This window comes from Micromonospora noduli, assembly GCF_003264475.1.
GTDB lineage: Bacteria > Actinomycetota > Actinomycetes > Mycobacteriales > Micromonosporaceae > Micromonospora > Micromonospora noduli.
This window is the reverse complement of the sequence record NZ_PYAC01000004.1, coordinates 114,152-138,136: the sequence shown is the minus strand read 5'-3', so window position 1 is coordinate 138,136 and position 23,985 is coordinate 114,152. Positions and strand designations below refer to the sequence as shown.

Below are 23,985 nucleotides of genomic sequence, written 5' to 3'. Positions count from 1 at the left end.
GCGGGACTGGTGCGAAGGCATCAGTCCCGCCGCCGTCGACCAGGTGCGGGGAGCGTGTCCTCCAGCTAGCGCAGCGGGGTCAGGCGGTCGGTGCCCAGGCGGTCCTGGAGGACCTTGGGGACCAGGACGCTGCCGTCGGCCTGCTGGTACTGCTCCAGGATGGCCGGGAAGAGCCGGCTGGTGGCCAGCGCCGACCCGTTGAGGGTGTGCACGAAGCGCGTCTGCTTGCCGCCCGGCTCGCGGTAACGGATGGCCGCCCGACGAGCCTGGTAGTCGCCGGCCCAGGAGACCGACGACACCTCCTTGTACTTGCCGGTGCTCGGCATCCACACCTCGATGTCGAGGGTCTTCTTCATCGAGGCGCTGGCGTCACCGGCCGAGAGCAGCGTGCGCTGGTAGTGCAGGCCCAGCCCCTCGACCAGGCTCTCGGCGTGGGCGAGCATCTCCTCCAGCGCCGCGTCGGCCTGCTCCGGCAGGGTGAACTGGAAGATCTCCACCTTGTTGAACTGGTGCCCCCGCACCGTGCCGCGCTCGTCCGAGTGCGAGCCGGCCGACTCCCGCCGGTAGCACGGGGTGTACGCGAACGCCTTCAGCGGCAGCTTCGGGGTCTCCAGGATCTCGTCCTGGTACGCGCCGAGGATCGCCGTCTCCGACGTGGGCAGCAGGAACTGGCCGCGCGGGGCGGACGCCGAGTCCAGGTGGTAGACGTCGTCGTAGAACTTGGGGAACTGCCCGGCGGCGAAGCCGGCCGAATCCAGCAGCAGGTGCGGCGGGAGCAGGAACTCGTAGCCGGCCTTGATGTGCTGGTCGACGAAGTAGTTGAGCAGCGCCCACTCCAGCCGGGCGCCGACCCCGGTGTACATCCAGAAACCGGACCCACCGAGCTTGACCCCGCGCTCGTAGTCGACCAGGCCCAACGCGCGGCTCAGCTCCACGTGGTCGCGGACCTTCTCGATCACCGGTGGCTCGCCGAAGGTCTTCACCACCCGGTTGGCTTCCTTGCCGCCGGCCACGACGTCGTCGCTGGGCAGGTTGGGCAGCTCACTCATCGCGTCGCGTAGCCGGGCCTGCACCTCGTCGAGCTGGGACTCCAGCTCGGCGAGCTGCTTACGCTCCGCCTCCGGCGCGGCGGCCTGCGGCTCCTCGCCGGCCCGCTTCGCCTGCGCATACGCCCGGGCCTCGGCCTTGCGGCGCTGCCGCTCAGCGTCGATCTCCGTGATCAGGGCGCGGCGTTCCTGGTCGAGCCGCTGGATCTCGTCCAGGGCACGGGTGACCTCGGCGGGATCCAGACGCTTCGCCAGCGCGGTCGCCACCGCCTCGCGATCCTTCCGGATCAACTCCATGTCGAGCATGCTGCTCCGTACGCCTCCGTCCGGGGTTCACAGGTGAACCACCAGATGCTACCGTCGCGGGCTTTTCCTCCCCGGACGGGGAGTGCTGGCCGCCGACTCAGAGCCGGATCGGCATGAGCACCGAGTAGGTGTCCGCGTCGTCCGGTCGGCGTACGGCCAGCGGGGCGATCGGCCCGTCCAGCTCCAACACCAGTTGCGGCGCGCCGGCCGCGTTCAGCGCGTCCAGCAGGTAACCACCGTCCACCCCGACCCGCAGCGCGTCGCTGCCCAGGTCGGCGGCGGGAAGCAGCCGCAGCCCGCCCCGGTCGTCGACGCCGAGCACTGTGACCGCCCGGGTCGTGCCGTCGTGGTCGAGGGCGACAGTGGGGGCCGCCGGGTCGGCCAGCGCGGCGCGCAGCGCGGCCACGTCCACCGGGATCCGGCGCGCGGTCGGCCGCTCACCGACGGACTTGCGCAGCAGCCGGTGGTAGTCCGGGAAGTCGTACGGCAGGGCGGCGCCGGTCAGCGTCCGGTCGGCCACCCGCACCCGCAGGTCCGCGCCCGCCACGGTCAGCCGTACCGGCCAGGCGTCGGCGGTGTCGAGCAGTGGCCGGAGCTGGTCGACGAGAGCCACCGGCACGAACACCCGCACCGGCGGTCCGTCGACGTCGGCCGCGGCCCGAGCCAGCGCGAGCCGGTACCGGTCGGTGGCGACGAGCCGGACGCCGTCGGACTCCACGTCGAACAGCACGCCGGCGAGCATCGGCAGCTCCGGGTCGACGCCGACGGCGAAGCGCACCGCGTCGAGCGCGGCGGCCAGGGCGGCGGGGGAGACCAGGAGCGTGGTGGCGGTCGACGGGGCGGGGTCGACCAGGGCCCGGAGCCGGTCGGCCTCGCGGCGGGCGTCGCTGAGCCCGTCGGCCAGCCGGCGCAGGTGTGCGTCGAGCAGTTGGTGCACCACGGCCGGCTCGGCGCGTACCGCGGCGGCGATCTCCGGCACCGGCATGCCGATCCGGCGCAGCCCGGCCACCAGCCGGGCCGGGGCGATCTGCCCCTCCGTGTACCAGCGGTAGCCGGTCACCGGGTCGACCAGGGTCGGCTCCAGCACCCCCGCCGAGTCGTAGAAGCGCAGTGCGCTGACGGTCAGGCCGCTGGCCCGGGCCAGCTCGCCGATGCTGTGCAGGTCGCTCACGCTGGGCATCCTGCCCCCTCGACCCGGTTGAGGGTCAAGCCGACGGCTCCCGCGTCTCCTGCTTGAGCACCCGGAAGATGAGGTCGGCCCGGACGAGCCGGTCGAGCAGCGCGTCACCCATCGCGGCGACCGGGGTGAGCTGGCCGGCGGTCGGCGGCAGGTCGTCGAGCGCCAGGCACAGCGCCGACTCGGCCAGCATCTTCGCCGTCTCGTCGTAGCCGGGGTCACCGCCGGCGACCTCGGTGACCACCCGCTGCCCGCCGCCGGTGCCGACGAACCGGACCCGGAACCAGGACGACGCTCGCTGCTGGGCGGTGGGCCCCTGCCCGGACGCGAGCCGGCCGAGCAGCCAGCGCCGGCTGGGCGGCAGCTTCACCAGCCCGATCAGCGCGCCGAGCCCTGCCGCGCCGGCCAGCACTGTGGGCAGCCGCTTCACGGCGGCGAAGTGCCGGTAGCGGAAGTCCGGGCCGTACTCCGGGCGGGCCGCGGCCGAGCGGCGGACCACCTGCGGGTCGATGGTCGGCAGTGGCACGGTCCAGACGCCCAGCTCCGCCGAGCGGGCCAGCCGGCCGGGCACCGCCCGGACCCGCCGGTCGGTGGGGCGCGGCTCGACCGCCCGGCGGGCCCGGGCGGCCTGGCCCGCCTGCCCGGTGCGGGAGAACGCGGTGAGCGCCGAGTGGTAGGTGCCGGCGGAGAACCGGCCGCCGGCACGCACGTACCCGTCCACGGTGATCGGGACGTCGGCGGGCAGCTGCTTGACTGTGAACCAGACGCCCAGGTCGTGCGGGACGGAGTCGAAGCCGCAGGCGTGCACCAGCCGTGCGCCGGTGCGTGTCGCCTCGGCGTGGTGGCGCACGTACATGAGGTCGACGAACTCCGGCTCGCCGGTGATGTCCAGGTAGTCGGTGCCGGCCCGGGCGCAGGCCGCGACCAGCGGCTCCCCGTGGTGGATGTACGGGCCGACAGTGCTGGCCACCACCCGGGCGCTCTCCGCCACCGCCCGCAGGGAGTCGGCGTCGGTCACGTCGGCGGTGAGCAGCGGCAGGTCGGCCAGGCTCGGGGCGATCGCGGCGAGCCGGTCCCGTACGGCGGCGAGGCGCTGCGGGTTGCGCCCGGCCAGCGCCCAGCGCAGCTCGGCCGGTGCGTGTCGGGCCAGGTACTCAGCGGTCAGGCCGCCGGTGAACCCGGTCGCCCCGAACAGCACCACGTCGTACGTTCGCTCGCCAGTCATCCTCAGAGTCTGCCATTCGTGGTCGCCGATCAGCGATCACGAGGAGGCGGTCACGGCGTGAAGACGGCCCGTACGCAGCCGTCGGCCCGGTCCCGGAACAGCGCGTACCCCTCGGGGCCCTGCGCCAACGGCAGCCGGTGGGTGGCCAGGTGTTCGGTCCGCAGCTCGTCACGGGCCATCCGGTCCAGCAGCATCGGCACGTCCCGCAGATCAGGTCGACCGGCGCCGCGCAGCGTGAGCCGCCGCTCGGTCAGCGCACCCAGCGGGAACGCGTCGACGAACCCGCCCGTGCCGCCGAGCGCCACCACCACGCCGCTCTTGCGACACGCGTGCACGGCCTCCCGCAGCGCGTCCGGTCGGTCGGCGTGCTGGCCACCGAACCGGTCGGCCCTCGACCGGGCCGGCGGCGTGCCGACCGCCACCACGCACACGTCCGGTCCGCGCCCACCGCTACGGTCGCGCAGTTCGGCCGCGACGTCGGTGCAGCGGTAGTCGAGCGGCTCGGCGTCGGAGTGCCGCTCGGCCATCCGCAACCGCTCCTCGTGCCGGTCCACTACCAGCACCCGCGCGGCGCCGCGCAGCACCGCCGCCCGGGCGGTCAACTGACCCACCGCCCCGGCGCCCCAGATCGCCACCACGTCGCCGGGGCGCACGGCACCCAACTCGGCGGCGAGCCACCCGGTCGGCGCCACATCCGCGGCGAACACCGCCCGGTCGTCGTCGACGGCGTCCGGGACCCGGAAGGCGCTCACGTCGGCGTACGGCACCCGCACGTACTCCGCGTGGCCACCCGCGAAACCGCCCGCCGCCCGGGGCCGGCCGAAACAGCCGGCGTCGGAGCGAACCCAGTCGGGGTCGGCGCTGGCCAGGTCGGCATTGGCGTTGTCGCAGCAGGAGTGCAGGCCCTTCCGGCAGTACCAGCAACCGCCGCAGGCCACGCTCGCGCCGACGACCACCCGGTCGCCGGCGCGGTGTCGGCGGACCCCGGGGCCGACCTCCACCACCTCGCCCAGGAACTCCGCGCCGAGCACGTCGCCGGGCCGCAGCAGCGGGTGCCGGCCGGCCAGCAGCGGCAGGTCACCTCCGCAGGTGGCGCTACGCCGCACCCGGACGATGACGTCACGCTCGTTGCGCAGCTCCGGGTCGGGGACCTCGCGTACGGCCAGCTCGTCGGCGGCCATCCAACACAGCGCTCTCACCCGTGGACCTCGGGGCGGTCCAGCGCGGACCGGTCCGCGCGGAGCACCTCACCGGCCTCCACCCGTTGCTTGATCTGGCGCAGGGTCCGGCGGACCAGCAGAGCCGGGTCGTCGCCGACCAGATGCGCGGCCAGCCCGGTGGGCGGGGTGACGCCGGCCAGCGGCCGGGCGGCCAGCTCGGTGCCCCGGTCACCGGGCGCCGGGCGCACCCGCACCTCGACCGCCCCGTCCAGGCGGCGCAGCGGCTCCGGCCAGCGGCCCTCCGGAAGTACCTGCTCCGGGGGCCGGTCGACGGTCACCACCTCCCAGCGGGCCGGCGCGGCAGCGTCGCCGTCCGCGCCGGGCCGGGCACCCCGACGGGGTACGCGCAGCAGCCGCGCCACCCCGGCCAGCGCCGCGCCGCCCAGGGCGGGTCCCGCCCGCGCCAGCCGTCCCATGGGTACCACCCGTCCTCCCGGTTCACGTCCCCCGATCGTCGGTCGCCCCCGGGTGAAGCGCGCTCGCCCGGAAGGGGTGAACCGGCCCGTGTCGGGTAACCGCTCGCCGACCGGGGGCGGAGCGCGTGGTGGGGGTGGGGCTGGGTGCCGGAACAGGATCACGTACGCGTCGAATCGGCACCGGGGCCACCGCTGTTGGCGTCCCGGCTGACGCCGGCCGTGCCGCCGGAGCCGGTGGTCGCCCGGCCCCGCCTGCTGCGCCGGCTGGACGAGGGCAGCGCGGGACCGGTCACCCTGGTGGCCGCCCCCGCCGGCTGGGGCAAGACCACACTGCTCGCCTCCTGGATGCGGCTGGGCGGCGCGCCACCCGACGTGGAGCCGGGCGCGATCGTGCCCGACTCGGGCGACCTGTCGGTCTCGTCGGCTGACGACCCGGTGTCGGCGTGGATGTCGGTGGAGTCCGGCGACGACTCCGACCGGCTCTGGGCGTACCTCGCCGCGGCGCTGCGCTCGGCGACCGGGGCGACGGAGGGCGGCCCGGTGCCCGACCGGCCGCCGCGCCCCGACCAGTTGGAGGCGCTGGCCGCCACGCTCGCCGCCGCCGACCGGCCGGTGCTGCTGATCCTGGACGACCTGCACCGGGTCGCCGACCCGGCGGCGTTGACCGGCCTGGAGTTCCTGCTGCGGCATGCCGGGCGGCGGCTCCGCCTGGTGATCGGCGCGCGGGCCGGACTGCACCTGCCACTGCACCGGCTCCGCCTCGCCGGCGAGCTGACCGAGATCGGCCCGGACGAGCTGGCGTTCACCGACGACGAGGTGGCCGACCTGCTCACCGCCCATGGCGCCGCGCTGCCGGCGACCGCCGTGCACCGGCTGCGGGAGCGCACCGGCGGCTGGCCGGCCGCGCTGCGCATCGCCGCCCTGGCGGTACGCGGACAGCCCGACCCGGAGCGCTGGGTGGGGCAGTTCGGCGGAGACCAACCGGAGATCGCCGGCTACCTGCACGAGGAGGTGCTGGCGGCGCTCGACCCGGCCGAGGAGGATCTGCTGCGACGTACCGCCGTCGTCGACACCGTCTGCGCCGACCTGGCCGAGGCGCTGACCGGCCGCGCCGACGCCGGGCAGGTGCTGGCCGACCTGGCCGGGGCCGGTGGTCTGCTGCACCGGCAGGACACCCGGCCGCCCTGGTACCGGTACGAGTCCCTGCTCGCCGACCTGCTCCGCGCCGACCTCGCCCGGTTGCCCGCCGAGGAGCTACGCGAGCTGCACGTTCGCGCCGCCGACTGGTACGCGGGCGACGGCCGGCCCGCCGACGCTCTGCGGCACGCCCTGGCCGCCGGCCGCTGGGACCTGGCCGGTGACCTGTTCGTGGCGCACTGGCCGGAGCTGACCCGCTACGACCGGGACCCGGTGCACGTCCCAGCACCCACGCCGCCGCCAGCGGAGGTGATCCGCGCCGACCCGGAGGTGGCGTTGGCCTGCGCCGCCGAGCGCGCGTACGCCGGTGACCTGCCGGCCGCCACCGGTCACCTGCGGGCCGCCGCCGGGCACGCCGCTGGTCTGCCGGTGCCGCGCCGGGACCGGTTCCTGCGGTTGGTCACCGGGCTGGAGCTGACAGTGGCCCGGCTCGCCGACGACCGCACCGAGGTCCGGGCCGCCGCCGCTCGCCTACTGCGCACCCGCCCGGCGGAAGCCACGCCGACCCGGCTGCCGACCGGGGTGACCAGTTCCGCCCCGACGGCCGGTGGTGGTGGCGCCGCCGACGACCTGGACCTGCGGGCGTTCACCGGCACCGCGTTGGGGCTGGTCGAGTTGGCCGACGCGGCGCTGCCCACCGCCCGGTTCGTCCGGGCCCGGGCGGCGGCTCGGGAAGCCGGTCGGCCGCGTACCGAGCTGGTCGCTGCGAGCCGCGCCGCGCTGCTGCTCGCGGTGCGCGGCGAGCTGCGGGCAGCCGACCAGGCGGCCAGGGACGCGCTCGGCATGCCGCCCTGTCGGGGCTGGTCCTGTCGGCTCGACTGCGGCCACGCGTACCTGGCTCTCGCCGTGGTGGCGCTGCTGCGCGACCAGCCCGAGGAGGCCAGCGCGAATCTCGCCCTCGCCCTCCCGGCGCTCGACGTGACCGGCAGCTGGGCCGGCGACCCCGAGGTGGGTGACGACTGGCTGACCGCCGCCTTCGACGAACCGGTGGCGGTGACGGTGGCCGCCCTGTGCCGGGCGCAGCTGCACCGCGACTCCGGCGACCCGGCGACCGGCCAGCGGCTGCTCGTCCGGGCCCGGGAGGCGCTGGCCGGCCGGCCGTCCGCTGACGAGCTGAACGGTCTGCTGCGGGCCGCCGAGGCGGAACTGCGGGCCACGCGGGGCGACCTGGACTCCGCCCGCGACCTGCTGGCCGACGCCGCCGACGAGGGGGCCGACCCGGTGCTCGCGGTGACATTGGCGAAGGTGCAGCTGCTGGCCGGCGACGCCGCCACCGCCGAGCGGACCCTCCCGGACTGGCAGGCACCGGCCGCCACGGCCTGGCCGCTACCGGTACGCCTGGACGCCGGTCTGCTCGACGCGGTGCTGGCCCAGCGCGCCGGGGACGGGCGTCGGGCGGGTCGGATCCTGGAGCAGACGCTGGACCTGGCCGGCCCGCAGGGCTGCCGCCGGGTCTTCACCCGCGCCGAACCACCCGTGCGGGACCTGCTGGCCGCACACCTGGATGCGGGCACCGCGCACTTCACGCTGGTCAGTGACCTGGTGCGAGGCGCGGAACAGGGTGCCGCCGGGCCGGCCGCCAGGCCGAGGGGCGCGCTCGACGAGCCGCTCACCGAACGGGAGCTGACCATCCTGCGCTACCTGCAGAGCATCCTGTCCAACGTGGAGATCGCCAGCGAGTTGTCCCTCTCGGTCAACACCGTGAAGACCCACGTCCGCAACATCTACCGCAAACTCGACGCGACCCGCCGGCGTGAGGCGGTCCGGCGGGCGCGCGAGTTGCGGCTGATCTGAGCGGGTCAGGCGTTGGCGGCGGCATCCGCGGCCGTCAGCAGGTCGGGCAGGTCGTACCCGCCGTCGTGCCTGATGCCGTTGACGAACAGGGTCGGGGTGCCGTTCACCCCGCTGCGGATGCCCCCCACGAAGTCCCGGCGCACCCGGTCCGCGTGCGCGCGGTTCTCCACCTCGGCGTTCAACTCGTCCGGCGGCAACCCGACCTGCTCGACGCCGAGCGAGAGGTGCACCGGGTCGAGCTGGTCCTGATGCTCGTAGAGCCAGTCGTGCATCTCCCAGAACCGGCCCCGAACCCCGGCGGCCTCGGCCGTCTCGGCGGCCCGTTCGGCGTACGGGTGCACGTTGGCGATCGGGAAGTAGCGGTAGACCAGCCGTACGGTGTCGGCCCGCTGCCGCAGCAACTCGTGCAGGTTCGGGTACGCGGCACCGCAGAACTGGCACTGGAAGTCGCCGTACTCGACGATGGTCACCGCCGCGTCGGCCGGCCCCCGGATGTGGTCGTCGGTGGTCACCGGGTCGCGAAGTCGGGCGGTGACCTGCAGTGGCGTGCTCATCCGGCCATCACCTTCCGATCGGCGGCGAGTTGGTCCAACGCGTCGAAGATGCCGTCGGCGCCGGGGTTGACGTCGGGCGGCGACAGATAGCTCCAGGTCACCTTCCCCGCCGGGTCCAGCACCACCAGCGCGCGGGCGGCCTCACCGTTCGCCATGTACGCGCCGTAGCTGCGGGCCACCTCGCCCTTGGGCTCGAAGTCGGCCAGCAGGGGGAACTCGATGCCCCGGCTCTCCGCGAACGCCCGGTGTGACCAGATGCTGTCCACCGACACGCCCAGCACCACCGCCTGGTACTGGGCGAAGACGGGAGCCGCCGACTGGTAGAGCGACATCTGGTCACCGCAGACCGGGCTCCAGTCGGCGGGGTAGAAGGCGAGCACGACCGGCCGGCCACGGAACTGCTCGGGCCCCACCAGAGCCCCGTCCGGGGTGGCCGGCAGGGTGAAGCCGGGCGCGGTGCGCCCCGGTTGGATCAGCCCGTTCGGATCACTCATGCCACCAGCCTGCTCCCGGGGTGGGTGAGGCCGGCTCACCCACCCCGGGTGGTTCCGCGCCCGTTCAGCGCCCGCTGGGCGGGCGCCCGCGCCCGCTCAGCGCAGCACCGGGGCGACCGCGATGTGGTTCTGCACCTCCCGGATGCCCGGCGCGGACCAGGCCACCTGCTCAACCTCGGCCCGTTCGGGCATCGAGTGCACCAACCCGGCGAGTATCGCGGTGTCGCCGTGCACCCGGACGCTGATCCGTTCGGCCTCGGTCGCTCCGGCCCGGGCGAGGGCGTCGACGATTTGGTCGGCCAGGTTGCGGCCGTCCGGCGCGGTGGCCGGGCGGACGGTGATGCCGTTGCTCACCCCGCGTACGCCGGTCAGCCGGGCCACCGCGCGTTCGGCGGCTCGGCGCTGGTACTCCCACTCGACGTCGCCGTGCAGCGTCACCCAGCCGGCCGAGACGGTGACCTGGAGCTTCTCGATGGGCACGAACGCGTCCCACTCCAGCCCGTGGCTGGCCGCCGCGGCCAGGTCGCTGTCGGCGCGCTCGGTGTCGTTGGTGAGCTGCACGGCCACGTCGTTGGCGACCGCCCGGACCGAGGCGACCCGGTGGGCGGCCCGCTCGGCGGCCCACTTCTTGGCGTAGCTGTCCACGCGGCCGGTCAGGGTGACGACGCCCTCGGCGACGGTCACGCCGATCTCGTGCGGCTGTACCCGCGGCTCCCAGGTCAGCTCGTCGAGCACGGCGGACTGGATGTCCTGGTCGGTGCGGTTGATCTCCGCGATGGCCATCTGTCCCTCCTCCGCTGTTGCGATGGCGGACCGGGTGCTGGCCGCGGCCGGAGGTCCGCCGTGCTGCGATCCTGCCGCCGCCCCGGGTGAGCCGCCCTCGCCCGGACCGGGTGACGGCGCGGCCCGACCTGGGCGGCACGGGTGGGAAGTGGGGACGAACATCGATGATGGGAGCGCTTCCAAAGCGAGCCGCTTTCGGTTACGGTAATCGCGTTCCTCGATCGCGGGAGCCGTCGCGTCGGGTGGTGGAGCCAGGGCAGCTCTGCCCGTCCCCGTCGTCGTGCTCGTCCCCCGGGCCACGGCGTCACCCAGGCGATCGACCCCGTCCCCCGGGGCTCCATCCCGAGAGGAACCGCAGATGCGGAGAAGTCTCGCCGGCACGGTTGTGTCCGTGTTGGCCGCCGCCACAGCCGTCGTGGTGGTCCCGTTCACCGCCGCTGGGTCGGCCCCCACCCCGGCCGCAGCGGAGGCGTACACCTGGCGGAACGTCCCGGTGGGCGGTGGCGGCTTCGTACCCGGCATCGTCTTCAACCCCACCGAGAAGAACCTCATCTACGCGCGCACCGACATCGGCGGGGCGTACCGCTGGGAACAGGCCGGCCAGTCCTGGACGCCGCTGCTCGACTGGGTCGGCGCCGACCGGTGGGGCTACAACGGCGTGGTCAGCATCGCCACCGACCCGGTGCAGACCAACCGGGTGTACGCCGCGGTCGGCATGTACACAAACGGCTGGGACCCGAACAACGGCGCGATCCTGCGCTCGGCCGACAAGGGCGCCACCTGGCAGGCCACCGAGCTGCCGTTCAAGAACGGCGGCAACATGCCGGGCCGGGGCATGGGGGAGCGGCTCGCCGTCGACCCCAACCGGAACAGCATCGTGTACTACGGCGCCGAGGGTGGCAACGGGCTGTGGCGCAGCACCGACCACGGCGTGACCTGGGCCCGCGTCGCCGCCTTCCCCAACGTCGGCAACTACCGGGCGGACCCCAGCGACCCGAACGGCTACAACGGGCAGAACCAGGGCCTGACCTGGGTCAGTTTCGACAAGAACACCGGCACCGCCGGCTCCACCACGCAGACCATCTACGTCGGCGTGGCCGACAAGGAGAACCCGGTCTACCGCAGCACCGACGGCGGCGTCACCTGGGCGCGCATCCCCGGTCAGCCAACCGGCTACCTGGCCCACAAGGGGGTCGTCGACCCGGTCGGTGGTCACCTCTACATCGCCACCAGCGACACCGGCGGCCCGTACGACGGCGGCAAGGGCGACGTCTGGAAGTTCACCCGGTCGACCGGGGCCTGGACGCGGATCAGCCCGGTGCCCTCCACCAGCGCCGACGCCTACTTCGGCTACAGCGGGCTGACCATCGATCGGCTTCGCCCGAACACCCTGCTGGTGGCCACCCAGGTCTCCTGGTGGCCGGACGCCATCTTCTTCCGCAGCACCGACGGCGGAGCGAGCTGGACGCGGATCTGGGAGTTCAGCAACTACCCGGAGAGGTCCCGCCGCTACACGATGGACATCAGCTCGGTGCCCTGGTTGACCTTCGGCCTCAACCCGGCGCCTCCGGAGGACGCGCCCAAGCTCGGCTGGATGAACGAGTCGGTGGAGATCGACCCGCACGACTCCAACCGCATGATGTACGGCACCGGCGCCACCATCTACGGCACCACCGACCTGACCAAGTGGGACACCGGCGGTCAGTTCACCCTCCGGCCCATGGTCCGGGGGCTGGAGGAGACCGCCGTCCTCGACCTGATCAGCCCGCCCAGCGGTGCACCCCTGATCAGCGCGCTCGGCGACGTCGGCGGCTTCCGACACACCGACCTGGACGCGATTCCGTCGATGCTGTTCACCCAGCCGGTGTTCACGTCCACCACCAGCCTGGACCACGCTGAGAGCAAGCCCGCGGTGCTGGTGCGCGCCGGCAACTTCACCGACGCCGACCGACCCAATGACAGTCACGTCGCCTTCTCCACCGACGGCGGCGCCACCTGGTTCCAGGGCACCGAACCGTCCGGGGTCAACCTCGGCGGCACGGTGGCCGCCGCCGCCGACGGCAGCCGCTTCGTCTGGGCGCCCGGTGACGCGGGCCAACGCGTCGTCCACTCGGTCGGTTTCGGCAACTCCTGGGCAGCGTCAACCGGCATTCCGGCGAACGCCACTGTCGAGTCCGACCGGGTCGACCCCACCCGGTTCTACGGCTTCAGCGGCGGGCGTTTCTACCTGAGCACCGACGGCGGGGCCAGCTTCACCCCGACCGCGGCGACCGGGCTGCCCACCGCCGACGTGCGGTTCAAGGCCCTGCCGGGCCGGGCCGGCGAACTGTGGCTGGCGGGGCCGGGTGGTCTGTGGCGCTCCACCGACGCGGGCGCCAGCTTCACCAGGCTGGACGGCGTCAGCGCCTCCGGCAACGTCGGGTTCGGCAAGGCGGCACCCGGGCGGACCAACCCCGCCGTGTTCCTCTACGGCACTGTGAACGGTCAACCGGGCGTGCACCGCTCCGACGACACCGGCGCGACATGGGTACGCGTCAACGACGACCGCCACCAGTACGGCAATCCGACCGAGGCGCTGACCGGCGATCCGCGCGTCTACGGTCGGGTCTACCTCGGCACCAACGGTCGCGGCATCCTGGTCGCCGACCGCACGGGAGGCGAGCCCCCGACCACACCACCGCCGACCACACCACCGCCGACGACGCCACCGCCGACGCCGCCGCCCCCGACGACGCCGCCCCCGACCACTCCGCCCCCGACCACTCCGCCCCCGACCACTCCGCCGCCGTCCGCCGGCTGCACGGCGACGTACCGGGTGACCGGCTCCTGGTCCGGCGGTTTCCAGGCCGAGCTGCTGGTCCGCAACGCCGGAAGCGCCCCCATCGCCGGCTGGACCCTGGGCTGGACCTTCGCCGACGGCCAGCGGATCGACCAGCTCTGGGGCGGTACCCACACCCAGACCGGAGCCGCCGTGTCGGTCCGGGACACGGGCTGGAACGGCACGCTCGCCGCCGGGGCCAGCACCACGGCCGGTTTCCTCGGCTCGTGGACCGGTCGCAACACGTCCCCGGCCGCCATCACCTGCACGAGTCGATGAGCCGGTGATCCGGGTCGGGACCCCGGATCACCACCAGACACCGGTCCGCCGGGCCGCCTGAGGGGTCCGGCACCCGGCGGACCGGGTCCACCCCAACACCACCACGGGCCCCGCTCGACCTGAGTCGATCGGGGCCCGTGATGGTGCTGTCGTTCAGATGGCGGGGGAGTTGGGGCGGTCGACGTCGACGAACTCCACGTCGTCGACGGCACTGTCGTCCCGGCTGCCGGCGGCCCGCGCGGCGGAGCCGACGGCCCAGCCGACAGCCGCGCCGACGAGCGCGGCGCCGATCAGGAGCGTCCAGGGCAGTGCCGGCTGGCGCCCGGCGAGCGCGTCGAAGGCCAGCGAGGCTCGGCGTCGCGCCTCCTCGGCCGCGGATCCCACCAGGTCACCCGCCCCGTCGGCGAGGTCGCTGCTGTTCTGGCGGGCCGAACGGGCGGTGTCCCGCACACTGTCTCCGGCATAGCTGACGGCCGAGAGCAGGTGCTCCCAGGCCTGGTCCGCGATCCGCTCCGGCTTGCTGCGGCGGTCCAGCAGGTTGGTTCCGAACATCGTGGTTACCTCCTCGGGTGCCGAAGCCGCCGGCCACTTCGGACTTCGGCGTCTTTCCAGCGCGTCACGGTGTCGCCTACCCCGCAGTGCCCCGCGTCAGCCGGACGCAAACCCCGACCTCCGCGGAGCACCGGTAGCTCGGCGCGCCGGAACCCGGCGCGCCACCGACTCAGCGCACCGCTGACACGGCGACCCCGCGGGCGAAGTCGTCGTCATCGTCGTCATCGTCGCCCCCGCCACCGAAACCGCAGGCCAAGACGAGGGCGAGCAGAACACCGACGCCGGCCAGCCCGGCAAGTCGCTTGATCATCGAAGATCCTCTCCGTCGCGGTGGTGTCCCGGCCGATGCTAGGGCGCATCGGCAACCGGGGACGCGGATCGCGCCGGCCGGCGATGGGCGACACGCCGACGGCACACGGGGCAGGCGTACGTCATGGGCCGGTTGTCGGGCGCGCCGGGTCCGGACCGCTACCCTGGTTCGGCGGCGCGTCGGTCACGACCGATCGTCGATGGTCAGATAACGAAAAGTCTTGAGTAATCAGATACTGAAAAGTGCGGATATGGGCGGTTTTGTGGGCCCGGATCCGCGAATTGCTCATCCCGAGGGGTGGCGACCGAGGCCGTCGGAGGAATACTCTCGGTCGCGGCCCGCGTACTGATGAGGCGCCCGGGGGACGGGCGGGTGGAGGTGCTCGCGTGAGCCTGTCGATCGTGAAGTCGGTTCTGTCCGGTGGTGTCGTGGAAATCGCCCCAAGGGGTGAGATCGACGTCGACACAGCGTACGAGGTGCGCGAAGCGATCGCAGAGGTGCTGGCCAAGGGCCGCCCCCTGCGCATCGAACTCAACATGAGGTTGGTCACCTTCATCGACTCGGTCGGCATCAGCGCCATGGTCGCCGGCTTCCAGACAGCCGAGGTCAGCGACGTCAAGCTGGTGGTCACCGAGCCGAGCCGGTTCGTGCACCGGCAGCTCTGGGTGACCGGCCTGCTCGGCCTCTTCGGCGCCCCGGAGCCCTACTTCGCCGGTGCCGCCACCCCCGAGGTGCTGCCCGGCGCCTGAGCGCGCCGGGCGTCCCCGTCAGGGCTGCTCGTCCAGGCCGGTCAGGTCGATGTCGGTCGCCTCGGTGACCGCTCGGATGGCCGTCACCGACGCGTACCCGGCGGCCAGCAACGCCACGTCCGTGCCCGGCTGTGCGGCCTGCCCCGGCTCCTCCAGCGAGGTACGGACGAACCCGTGGCCGGATTCGGCCACCGTCATCTGCACCTGGCCGAAGCTGGCCAGGGTGCCGCGCCGCACCCCGCGCAACTGCCCGTGCGGCAGGTCCGGGGTGTTCACGTTGAGCACGCTCTCCATGGGCGCGGAGGTCAAGCGGGGGAGCAGGTCCAGGGCGACCCGCGCGGCGGTGCCCCAGTGCCGCTCGGCGTCGCGTACCCGGGCGGCGGCGTCCACGGCGGCGCCACCGCTCGCGGCCGTCGCCTCGCCGGCGGAGAGCACGTCGAGGGAGACCGCCATCGCCCGGCAGCCGTTGGTGGCGGCGGTGAACGCGGCGCCCACGGTCCCGGAGTGCAGCACCGCCCGGCCGGCGTTGGCGCCCCGGTTGACGCCGGAGAGCACCACCGACGGCGGTGGGCCGAACGCCCCGTGCAGGGCGATCAGCGTGATGAAGCCCGGGGACCCGGCGACCCCGTACGCCGGCACACCCGCCAGGTCCGGCAGCGGGTGGTCGTTCACGACGACCCGCCCGTCGCGCTCCATGGCGCTCATCGCGGCGCTGGTGCCGCTCGCCTCCTCCATCGGTGCGGCCACCACGACCTCCAGGCCCCGCTGCCGGGCAGCCCAGGCCAGCGCCTGGATGCCCGGCGCGGCGATCCCGTCGTCGTTGGTGATCAACACCCGCACTGTCATCGCTCGACCACCCGGCCGGCCAACTCGTCCGGAGTGGTCCGCTCCTGTTGCCGGCTGTCCGCCGGCACCAGCCGGACCCGGTCCACCAGGCCGGTGATCGAGTCCAGCCGCCCGGTGCCCAGGCCGTGCCGGGTCACGTTCAACGCCCCAGCGGCGGCGCCGGTGCGGATGGCGGTCCGAATGTCCCCGCCCCTGGCCACGACGGCCGCCACGCCGGCCGTCATCGAGTCGCCCGCGCCGCGCGGGTCGGCGGCCTCCAGCCGGGGCATCTCGACCTGGAACAGCTCCCCGTCGATGAGCGCCAACGCCGGCTGGTCGGCACGGCTCACCACCACCGTCTCGGCGCCGCCCGCGTGCAGCTCGTACATTGACCGGGTCAGCTCTTCGGTGTCGTCGCTGCGGGCGCGGCCGTCGCGGATCAACTCCTCGTGACTCACCTTGAGGAAGAACACCCCGCTCTCCAGCACCGAACCGAGGTGATCGCCGGAGAGGTCGACCACCACCCGTCCGCCGTTCGCGCCGAGGTCGGCGGCGAAGCGTCGGTACAGGTCGGCCGGTACGAGCCACGGTTCGTTCGGCCCACTGAGGATGCTCACCGAGGCGCGCAGGCCCTCGCCGAGGGCGAGGTTGTACAGCTCGTCGATCTCGTGCCGGCTCAGCGGCTGCCCGGGCACGTCGGCGATCTCCTGCCGGGAGCCCTCGCGGCGATCGTGCACGTACCCGCCGCTGCCGGAGTCACGGACCACCACCTTGAGGTCCACGCCCTCGCTGACCAGCAGCGGCTCCAGCACCTGGCCGATCTCACCGCCGAGGGCGGCGCAGAGCACCACGTCGACTCCGAGGGAGATCACCATCCGGGCCTGCCAGACGCCCTGCCCGCCAGGGTGCAGGTGCAGCTCGGGGTGGTCGTTGGGCTGGTCCACCGTCACCGTCAGCTGTGGAGTGGGCGCGAAGACCATCACGTGCCCACTCATCGCTCGTCGCCGTTCATGCTGGCCGCCCTCCGGCACCCTCGGAAGATTTTGTACTAACCGACCTTAATGGCGCAGGTGGTGACAGGTCGTCGCATCGGCCCGGTCCGGAGCGGCGCTGAGGGCCCGGGGGCGTTGCCAGCCAGACATCGGTACGGGACGATCGGGCGACCAACGACGGCGGGAGACGGTGTGCTCAGCAGCGATACCTTCAGCTACACCGTCCAGGCCCGGTGCTCACCCGCCGAGGCGGCCGCGTTGCTCAGCGACCTGACGCGGCAGGGCGAGCTGCATCCGCTGATCGTCCGGGTTCGCCGGGTGCCGCCCCGGCCCGGCGCCCAGGCCAGCTACACGATCAACGACCGGTTGGCGGCCGGTCCGCTGCGCTTCCGGACCACCTACCACGCGGACGTGCTGATCAGCGAGGCCGACGAGATCGTCATGGTTGCCCGCCAGTGGCCGGCCACCACCGTGCGAAACCACACCCGACTGCGCGCCGAGCCGGACGGTCTGGTCCGCATCGACGTCGAGATCACCCTGACCGCGCCGAGGCCCCTGTTCCGGTACGCGTTCCGCCAGGCCCAGGCCGCTCACCTCGCCCTCGCCACCCGGCTGGGCGCCGCCCTCGACCGCACCGGCAACCCCCCGCCCACCTGACCCGCGCCCGCGCCGCCCGCTGTAGCCCCGCGCCGCCCAGTGCCGCGCCGTGTTCGGCGCTGGCGCTGCACCATCCTGCTCAGGGCCTGGGTGTCACTGTCGTTTCAGCAGGCAGAGGTCGCCGTGGCGACATCCGTTTGGGCGGTGCTACTCCGGTGAGCGACATACCTCAGAGGTATAAATATGACTCCTTGGTATAACGCCTACCAGCGAGACTCCCCCGAGCAGCAAGGCGAGGTCGCTGCGGCGCCCGCGTGCAGCGGCCGCGGCGCCTAGACCGTGGTTCCGGCGCGATCACGGCTCGTGCGTGCGGGTCGGGTGGCGGGACGCCGGCCCCACGGCTTGTAGGTGGACAGCACCGTCGCGATGATCATCAGGCTGGTCGACACCGCCGGCGCGATGACCAGGTCGGCGCGATCCCGGGCGGGCAGGGCGGCGCCGACCGCTCCGGCGTGACGCAGGTTCGGGGTGAGCAGGAACAGCACCAGCCCGACCATCACCGTGGTGAGCACGAGCTTGACCAGCACCCAGCGGTGGCGCAGCAGACCCCACGGGGTGAGTAGCGAGCTGGCGACTCCGATCAGCCAGACCAGGACGCTCAGCGGCGCGAACAGCAGCGTGCCGACCAGGGCCGTGACCGGATAGACCACCGCCGGGTCGGCACCTCGCTCCACGGCGATGCCGAGGGTGAGCAGCACCAGGTCGGCGCCGAGCCAGCCGAGCGAGGTGACGAGGTGCAGGGTGAGCAGCGCCTTGCGGGTGGTGGGTCGGATCCGAGGCATACCGCGATGCTGCCCGCCGACCGCGGCCGGGTCGTCCGACGAGCGACGACATCAGGGGTACGCCCGGCGACGTAGCCCGACCCCGGACGCACGTGATGCCTGTGAGTCATCACGACGACTCACAGGCATCACGACGCGTGGGTCAGTAGACCGACAGGTGTACGTGGTTGGTGTGGTCGGTCGACGGGGTGCCGTGCGCCCCGCTGTACGACTTCCACCCGCTGCTGGGCAGCCAGATCTGCCTGTACCAGATCACGTAGAGCACGGCGAGCCGGTCCGCGTTGCGGATGAAGTACGCGGCCAGGTTGTTGCCGTACGTCTTGTCGCCGCCGGTGGCGTCCCCGCCGAAGCCGCCCTTCTGCGCCGCGAAGTCGCAGGCCCGGCCCTTCGGGTGTTCACCGGAGCCGCTGGGGCGGTGGCACGAGACGTACCGGGTGAATCCCGCGGCCTTGGCCTGGTTGAGCGCGTGCAGGGTGCGTGGGGTGATGCAGCCGCTGGCCGGGGTGGGGTCGTTGACGCTGCACGACTCGGAGGGCCAGGAGCCGTCGGAGTTGCGCGGCGCGGCCGTCGCGTTGGCGCTGGAGGTGCCCCGGTTGGAGCCGGTGTCGGCGGTGGTCTGCGGTTTGGGTGCGGTGGCCACGGTCAGGGCCCGTTCGGCCTGCTCCTTGCGCTTGGCCATCACCGCGACCTGCTTGCGCTGTTCGTTGATCTCGCCGTCCAGGCCGACGCGGGTGCGGTTGGCCTTGTCCTTGCTGTTCAGCAGGTCGCGCAGCACCCGGTCCTCGTTGGCGGCCACCGCGTCCAGCGCGGCCGCCCGGTCCATGAAGCCTTCCGGGGTGTTGCTGTTGAGCAGCGCCGACATCGCGCCGAGCCGACCGGTGCGGTAGGCCACTTCGGCGATCTCGCCGACCTTGCCGTTGCGCTGCTCGATCTCGACCTCAATGGTCTTCAGCTGGGTGGCGAGCTGCTTCTGCCGTTGCACGGAGGTGTCCAGGGCGCGCTTCGCGTCCAGGTAGCCCTTGCTGGCCGCCTCGAGTTGGGCCCGCAACGCCGGGGTGCCGCCCTCCTCGTCGGAGTCGGGTGCGGCGGCCCGCAGGCCGGTCGGGGGAGCGGCCGAGGCGGTGCCGGCCGGAAGCGCGACGCCGAGGGCGAACATCGCGACGATCAGGGCCGCCAGGCGGGCGGCGGGTGGTCGTGCTGGTGCCACTGCGCATGTCCTTCCGTCAGCCGCCGACCGGGTTAGCTGACGGGTTCGGGACGGAAGATCCCTACCGCTGACGCGGATACACCCCAGGAACATGGTTCCCCGGTTCGCCCAGTTGGGCGATTAGGCGGCGACCGCCACCGGCGCCGGGAGGGCGCCGCCTGGTGGAGGCCGGGACCGAGCCTACCGGTGCCAGTGGGGCCCCTGCAGCCGTTGTGACGGACGGTGCGTGCGTCACCACGGAAAATTACGGCTCCGTCACCATTCGATGGAGCCACAGGCTCCAGAAGCGGCGCCGGGCTCGATCTGCAACGTCGCGTGCTCGATGCGGAAGTCGTCATGCAGGGCCGTACGCGCTGCGGTGAGCACCGCGCCGACCTCCGCGCCGGGTGCCATGGTCAGGTGAGCGGAGGCGACCTCCATGCCCGAGGTGAGCGTCCAGACGTGCAGGTCGTGCACCTCGACGACACCGGGGACGGCGGCGAGCCGGTCGTGCACGGCCGTCACCTGGAGGTGCTCCGGGGCGGCCTGCACCAGGATGCGGATGGCGGCGCGGGCCAGCCGCCAGGTGCGCGGCAGGATGAACACGCCGATGGCGACCGCGACCAGGGGGTCGGCCCACCACCAGTCGGTGACGGTGATGAGCAGTGCCGCGCCGATGACGCCGAGCGAGCCGAGCAGGTCACCGAGCACCTCCAGGTAGGCACCCTGGAGGTTGATGCTCTCCCGGGCCCCGGCGCGCAGCAGCGCGAAGGCGGCGATGTTCGCGAGCAGGCCGAGCACGGCCACCGCGAGCATCGGGCCGGCGATGACCTGGTGCGGGTCGCCGAAACGGCGGATCGCCTCGATCACCACGTAGATCGCGACGCCGGAGAGCAGGACGGCGTTGGCCAGCGCGGCGAGCACCTCGAGCCGGTAGAGCCCGAAGGTGCGCTGCGGGTCGCCGGTGGCCCGCCGGGTCGCCGTGATGGCAGCGAGCGCCATCCCGATGCCGAGCACGTCGGTGAACATGTGCCCGGCGTCGGAGAGCAGGGCGAGCGAGCCGGTGTGCAGGGCGGCCACCGCCTCGACCACCATCAGGGTGGCGAGCAACCCGAAAGCCGCCCAGAGTCGACCTCGGTGCTGGTGTGCGGCATTGGCGACGGACCCATGGTGGTGGTCATGACCTGCGCCCACGAGAACCACCTTCCGCCGCTGGTCGGGACCCGGTCAAATGTATGCTCACATCGCTATGTGTGCAAGTGTACGGGCAGGGCCTTCCGCTGGCGGCAGTCCGCACACGTCAGCCGGTCGGGTCGATGGTGGTGAGCCGCTGGGTGGCTCGGGAGAGCGCCACGTACAGGGTGCGCACCCCGGCGCCCGGATCCGCCCGGATCTCGCTCGGGGCGACCAGCACCACCCCGTCGTACTCCATGCCCTTGGCCTCCAGGCTGGTCACCACCTGCAACCTCGGCGCGCCGAGCGCGCCCAGCCACCCGGCGACCTCGTCCCGGCGGGGGACCGGCGTGATCACCCCGACCGTGCCCTCCACCTCGGCCAGCAGGCCGGCGGCGGCCTCCACGGTCGCGGTCTCCAACCCCGTCGCGGGCACCACCAGCTCCACCGGCTCGACCCCGGTGGAGCGCACGGCGGTCGGCAGCGGCAGGTCCGGGTAGAGCCGACGGATCTCCGCCGCCGCCACCGCGAAGATCTCCGCCGAGTTGCGGTAGTTCGTGGTGAGCGTGAAGTCGTGTCGCTTGCGCCGGCCCAGCGCCTGGTCGCGGGCTCGGGTCAGCTCCTCCGGATCGCCGGTCCACGCGGTCTGCGCGGGGTCGCCCACCACGGTCCAGGAGGCCAGCCGGCCGCGTCGACCGATCATCCGCCACTGCATCGGCGAGACGTCCTGCGCCTCGTCCACCACCACGTGCGCGTACTCCCGGTAGTCCTCCGGACGCTCCCGGGCCGCCGCGCGGGCGGCCCGCTGCCGTTCACCGAGGGTGCTCAGCTCACGGACGCCGCCAGCGAGCTGGAACGGATCGCGTCGCGCGCGAGCCGGCTGCGCGGGCTTACCGAGCAGCGCGTCCAACTCGTCCAGCAACGCCACGTCGGCGATGGTCAGCCCAGCCGAGTCCAGGTTCCGGTAAGCGGCGTTGAGCAGCCGGATCTCCGCCGAGGAGAGGATCCCCCCGGCGTACCGGCGCAGCCGGTCCGGCTGCGCCAGCCAGCCGAGCACGTGCCGGGGGTGCAGCCGAGGCCACCACGCCTTGAGGAACTCCCGGAACTCCGACCGCTCGGCGATCTCCGCCTCGAAGGCCGGTTGCTCCGGCAGTCGACCGCTGCTCAGCTCACGGGCCTGCGCCCAGAGCGCGGCGAACACCCCGTCGAAACCGGCCCGGCGCACCTCGTTGCGTCGTGCGCCGCGTTGCAGCGCGCGGTCCCGGATCCGGTCCAGCGCGGCCCGGTCCAGCCGCAGCAGCGTGCCGCGGTAGAGCAGCCGCAGCTCACCCGGGCCGCCCGGCACCGCGTCGCGGGCCGCCCGCTCCAGCACCCGGCGCATCCGCAGCGAGCCCTTCACCGCCGCCACCTCGGGCGGGTCAGGGCGGGTGGCGGTCATCCCCGGGAAGAGGGTGCCCAGCGAGTGCAGGGTCGCGGTGTCCTCGCCGAGCGACGGCAGCACGGAGCCGATGTACTCGACGAAGACCGACGACGGGCCCACCACAAGGATGCCGCCGCCGGCGTAGCGGCTGCGGTCGGAGTACAGCAGGAACGCGGCCCGGTGCAGGGCGACAGCGGTCTTGCCGGTGCCGGGGCCGCCCGCGACGATCGTCACCCCGGAGCCGGGCGAGCGGATCGCCTCGTCCTGCTCCCGCTGGATGGTCGCCACGATGTCACGCATGCCCCGACCGGTGGCCTTGGACAGGGTGGCCAGCAACGCGCCGTCACCGACGACAGTCATCCCCTCCGGGGCGGCCGTCGGGTCCAGCAGGTCGTCCTCGATCCGGGTGACCCGCTCGGCGCGGGACTGGATGGTGCGGCGCCGTACCACGTCCAGCGGCTGCGCCGGGGTGGCCTGGTAGAAGGCGGCGGCGGCCGGCGCGCGCCAGTCGACGACAAGCGTGACGGCGTTCTCGTCGCGGATCCCCAGTCGCCCGACGTGCAGCACCTGACGGTCGCGCAGGTCCAGGCGGCCGAAGACCAGCCCCTCGTGCTCGGCGTCCAGGGTGTGCCGCCGCTGCGCCGCGTGGAAGACCATCGCGTCGCGCTCGACCAGGGCGCCGTGCGTGCCCACCCGGGCCATCCGGTAGCCGTCACGCTCGGCGCGGACGGCCGACTGCCGCAGCTCGGCCAGTCGGGCGTACACCCGGTCGAGGTGTCGTTGCTCGACGGCGATCTCCTGCTCCAGGCCGGTCTGGTCGGTCAACGCACGCTCCTTCAGAGGTCGCCGGCAGGCGGCGGGAACCGCGCGGGCCAACCGAGAAGAGTACGGCCCTGGGCCCGACCCGCCGCGCCCGAGGTGCGCGAACGTGCTCAGGCACCCGCCTCGGCGGGGGCCGTGCCACGGTGAGCCGGCGGCGATGCGCCACGGTGGGCCGGCGGCGATTCGGCGAGCACCCGTCGCAGCACGCCGGTGAGCGCGGCGTTGACCTCGTCCGGACGTTCCATCATCAGCATGTGCCCGGCACCCGGGCAGACGGTCAGCTCGGTGGCCGGCAGGGCCGCTGCGATCGACTCGGCGCACGGCGGTGGGGTCAGCCGGTCCCGGTCGCCGACCAGGGCGGCGGCCGGCAGGTGGGCCAACGCGGCGAGGGTGTCCAGTCGGTGCTGGGTGCCGATGGAGGCGCGGAACCCGCCGATCGAACGCAGCGAGGCCCGAGCCACCGCGGACGTCACCAGGCGGATGTCGGCCGGCTCGCAGCGGTCACCGAAGAGCATCCACCGGATGCTCGGTCGCAGCGCGTTCAGCAGTGCCCGGGGCGCGCGCCACGAGCCACACCGGGCCAGCACGCCGGCGCCGGTCGTCTCGGCCAGCCGGATCAACCGGGCGATCCGCGGCGAGAGCCCGTAGACGGTGTGCGTGTGCCCCTCGGCGGTGGTCGAGACGAAGACCAGGCCGGCGGTACGGGCGGCGAAGTGCGCGGGGTGGCGGTGGGCGTACTCCATGATCGTCATGCCGCCCATCGAGTGCCCGACCAGCACCAACGGGCCGGTCGGCGCGACCGCGTCGATCACCGCGGCCAGGTCGTCACCCAACTGGGCCACTGTGGCAGTGCGCAGCGCCATGCAGCTGGACCGGCCGTGCCCCCGCGCGTCGTAGGCGACCACCCGCACCGCACCGCCGAACGGGAGTGCCGTGAGCGCGTCGACCTGCCGGTGCCAGGCACGCCCGTCCAGCGTCCAGCCGTGCAGCAGGATGGCGGTGACCTGGGCGTCCGTCGGACCCGTCGCCTCGACGTTGAGCCGTACACCGTCCGGCAGACCGACCTCGAACCGCTCCGGCATCGCCACCTCCCCAGGGCCGCCCAGTACCACCAGCACCGGGATACCCGGCGGTAACACCGGCTACCCGCCATGACACCACGCCAATCGCCCCGTGGCGAACATTCCCGACCTCGCCCGTGCCGGACG

General features: G+C 73.5%; 20 protein-coding genes, 1 pseudogene and 1 riboswitch. Of the genes and pseudogenes, 4 read left to right on the top strand and 17 right to left on the bottom strand.

Annotated elements, in window-relative coordinates:
* Nucleotides 1–65: 65 nt before the first annotated feature.
* From serS to MED15_RS07880, 5 genes are all read right to left on the bottom strand, one after another.
* Entirely contained in the window at nucleotides 66–1,352 is a 1,287-nt protein-coding gene (serS, locus tag MED15_RS07900) for a serine--tRNA ligase (protein ID WP_091409200.1), read from the bottom strand.
* A 97-nt stretch (nucleotides 1,353–1,449) separates the two neighbouring features.
* A complete protein-coding gene (locus tag MED15_RS07895; protein WP_112582562.1) occupies nucleotides 1,450–2,532 on the bottom strand; it encodes a DNA polymerase III subunit beta family protein in 1,083 nt (360 codons plus the stop codon).
* A gap of 25 nt (nucleotides 2,533–2,557) precedes the next feature.
* Nucleotides 2,558–3,754: a saccharopine dehydrogenase family protein gene (locus MED15_RS07890; RefSeq protein ID WP_112582563.1), complete on the bottom strand. Its 1,197-nt coding sequence runs from the start codon at nucleotides 3,752–3,754 to the stop codon at nucleotides 2,558–2,560.
* A 50-nt stretch (nucleotides 3,755–3,804) separates the two neighbouring features.
* On the bottom strand, nucleotides 3,805–4,953 hold the full coding sequence (locus tag MED15_RS07885) for an alcohol dehydrogenase catalytic domain-containing protein (protein ID WP_112582564.1): 1,149 nt from the start codon (nucleotides 4,951–4,953) through the stop codon (nucleotides 3,805–3,807).
* The gene (locus MED15_RS07880; RefSeq protein WP_112582565.1) at nucleotides 4,950–5,390 is read right to left on the bottom strand and encodes a hypothetical protein; all 441 of its coding nucleotides are present in this window, start codon (nucleotides 5,388–5,390) and stop codon (nucleotides 4,950–4,952) included. Before MED15_RS07880 ends, MED15_RS07885 begins: the two co-directional genes overlap by 4 nt.
* Before the next feature lie 76 nt (nucleotides 5,391–5,466).
* Here MED15_RS07880 and MED15_RS07875 point away from each other — a divergent pair.
* Nucleotides 5,467–8,381 (top strand): annotated as a pseudogene (locus tag MED15_RS07875) (winged helix-turn-helix domain-containing protein).
* Between the two features lie 5 nt (nucleotides 8,382–8,386).
* Here MED15_RS07875 and MED15_RS07870 read toward each other — a convergent pair.
* The 3 genes from MED15_RS07870 to MED15_RS07860 all read right to left on the bottom strand — a co-directional run bounded on the left by MED15_RS07870 (nucleotide 8,387) and on the right by MED15_RS07860 (nucleotide 10,212).
* On the bottom strand, nucleotides 8,387–8,935 hold the full coding sequence (locus MED15_RS07870) for a DsbA family protein (RefSeq protein WP_091409221.1): 549 nt from the start codon (nucleotides 8,933–8,935) through the stop codon (nucleotides 8,387–8,389).
* Complete coding sequence (locus tag MED15_RS07865) at nucleotides 8,932–9,429, bottom strand: redoxin domain-containing protein (RefSeq protein WP_112582567.1); 498 nt, start codon at nucleotides 9,427–9,429, stop codon at nucleotides 8,932–8,934. Before MED15_RS07865 ends, MED15_RS07870 begins: the two co-directional genes overlap by 4 nt.
* Before the next feature lie 96 nt (nucleotides 9,430–9,525).
* On the bottom strand, nucleotides 9,526–10,212 hold the full coding sequence (locus MED15_RS07860) for a BON domain-containing protein (protein WP_112582568.1): 687 nt from the start codon (nucleotides 10,210–10,212) through the stop codon (nucleotides 9,526–9,528).
* Between the two features lie 358 nt (nucleotides 10,213–10,570).
* Here MED15_RS07860 and MED15_RS07855 point away from each other — a divergent pair, with 358 nt between their 5' ends.
* On the top strand, nucleotides 10,571–13,309 hold the full coding sequence (locus tag MED15_RS07855) for a cellulose binding domain-containing protein (protein WP_112735183.1): 2,739 nt from the start codon (nucleotides 10,571–10,573) through the stop codon (nucleotides 13,307–13,309).
* A gap of 153 nt (nucleotides 13,310–13,462) precedes the next feature.
* Here the strand turns inward: MED15_RS07855 and MED15_RS07850 are convergent, their stop codons facing one another.
* Together MED15_RS07850 and MED15_RS33410 are read right to left on the bottom strand one after the other, a co-directional pair.
* A complete protein-coding gene (locus MED15_RS07850) occupies nucleotides 13,463–13,861 on the bottom strand; it encodes a hypothetical protein (protein WP_112582570.1) in 399 nt (132 codons plus the stop codon).
* A gap of 169 nt (nucleotides 13,862–14,030) precedes the next feature.
* Complete coding sequence (locus tag MED15_RS33410; RefSeq protein ID WP_167457621.1) at nucleotides 14,031–14,171, bottom strand: hypothetical protein; 141 nt, start codon at nucleotides 14,169–14,171, stop codon at nucleotides 14,031–14,033.
* Nucleotides 14,172–14,557: 386 nt separating this feature from the next.
* Between MED15_RS33410 and MED15_RS07845 the strand changes: the two genes are divergently transcribed.
* A complete protein-coding gene (locus MED15_RS07845; RefSeq protein WP_030330302.1) occupies nucleotides 14,558–14,920 on the top strand; it encodes an STAS domain-containing protein in 363 nt (120 codons plus the stop codon).
* Nucleotides 14,921–14,938: 18 nt separating this feature from the next.
* Here MED15_RS07845 and surE read toward each other — a convergent pair whose 3' ends face one another.
* Nucleotides 14,939–15,766: a 5'/3'-nucleotidase SurE gene (gene surE, locus MED15_RS07840; protein ID WP_112582571.1), complete on the bottom strand. Its 828-nt coding sequence runs from the start codon at nucleotides 15,764–15,766 to the stop codon at nucleotides 14,939–14,941.
* Nucleotides 15,763–16,740: a PfkB family carbohydrate kinase gene (locus MED15_RS07835; protein WP_181549229.1), complete on the bottom strand. Its 978-nt coding sequence runs from the start codon at nucleotides 16,738–16,740 to the stop codon at nucleotides 15,763–15,765. The genes surE and MED15_RS07835 overlap by 4 nt, the downstream gene beginning before the upstream one ends.
* A 189-nt stretch (nucleotides 16,741–16,929) precedes the next feature.
* On the opposite strand from MED15_RS07835, the gene MED15_RS07830 reads away from it, so the two are divergent.
* Nucleotides 16,930–17,394 carry an SRPBCC family protein gene (locus MED15_RS07830; protein WP_112582573.1) on the top strand — a complete coding sequence of 155 codons (465 nt, stop codon included), beginning with the start codon at nucleotides 16,930–16,932 and terminating at the stop codon, nucleotides 17,392–17,394.
* 272 nt (nucleotides 17,395–17,666) lie between these two features.
* Here MED15_RS07830 and MED15_RS07825 read toward each other — a convergent pair whose 3' ends face one another.
* The 5 genes from MED15_RS07825 to MED15_RS07805 all read right to left on the bottom strand — a co-directional run bounded on the left by MED15_RS07825 (nucleotide 17,667) and on the right by MED15_RS07805 (nucleotide 23,859).
* A complete protein-coding gene (locus MED15_RS07825) occupies nucleotides 17,667–18,176 on the bottom strand; it encodes a DUF2269 domain-containing protein (RefSeq protein ID WP_112582574.1) in 510 nt (169 codons plus the stop codon).
* Nucleotides 18,177–18,318: 142 nt separating this feature from the next.
* A complete protein-coding gene (locus tag MED15_RS07820; protein WP_373861033.1) occupies nucleotides 18,319–19,383 on the bottom strand; it encodes a coiled-coil domain-containing protein in 1,065 nt (354 codons plus the stop codon).
* 5 nt (nucleotides 19,384–19,388) lie between these two features.
* Nucleotides 19,389–19,520, bottom strand: a riboswitch (cyclic di-AMP (ydaO/yuaA leader).
* A gap of 118 nt (nucleotides 19,521–19,638) precedes the next feature.
* Nucleotides 19,639–20,556 carry a cation diffusion facilitator family transporter gene (locus MED15_RS07815; RefSeq protein WP_112582575.1) on the bottom strand — a complete coding sequence of 306 codons (918 nt, stop codon included), beginning with the start codon at nucleotides 20,554–20,556 and terminating at the stop codon, nucleotides 19,639–19,641.
* Nucleotides 20,557–20,662: 106 nt separating this feature from the next.
* Nucleotides 20,663–22,780 (bottom strand): HelD family protein, encoded by a 2,118-nt coding sequence (locus MED15_RS07810; RefSeq protein WP_112582576.1) that lies wholly within the window; start codon nucleotides 22,778–22,780, stop codon nucleotides 20,663–20,665.
* A 107-nt stretch (nucleotides 22,781–22,887) separates the two neighbouring features.
* A complete protein-coding gene (locus MED15_RS07805; RefSeq protein ID WP_112582659.1) occupies nucleotides 22,888–23,859 on the bottom strand; it encodes an alpha/beta fold hydrolase in 972 nt (323 codons plus the stop codon).
* Nucleotides 23,860–23,985 lie beyond the last annotated feature (126 nt).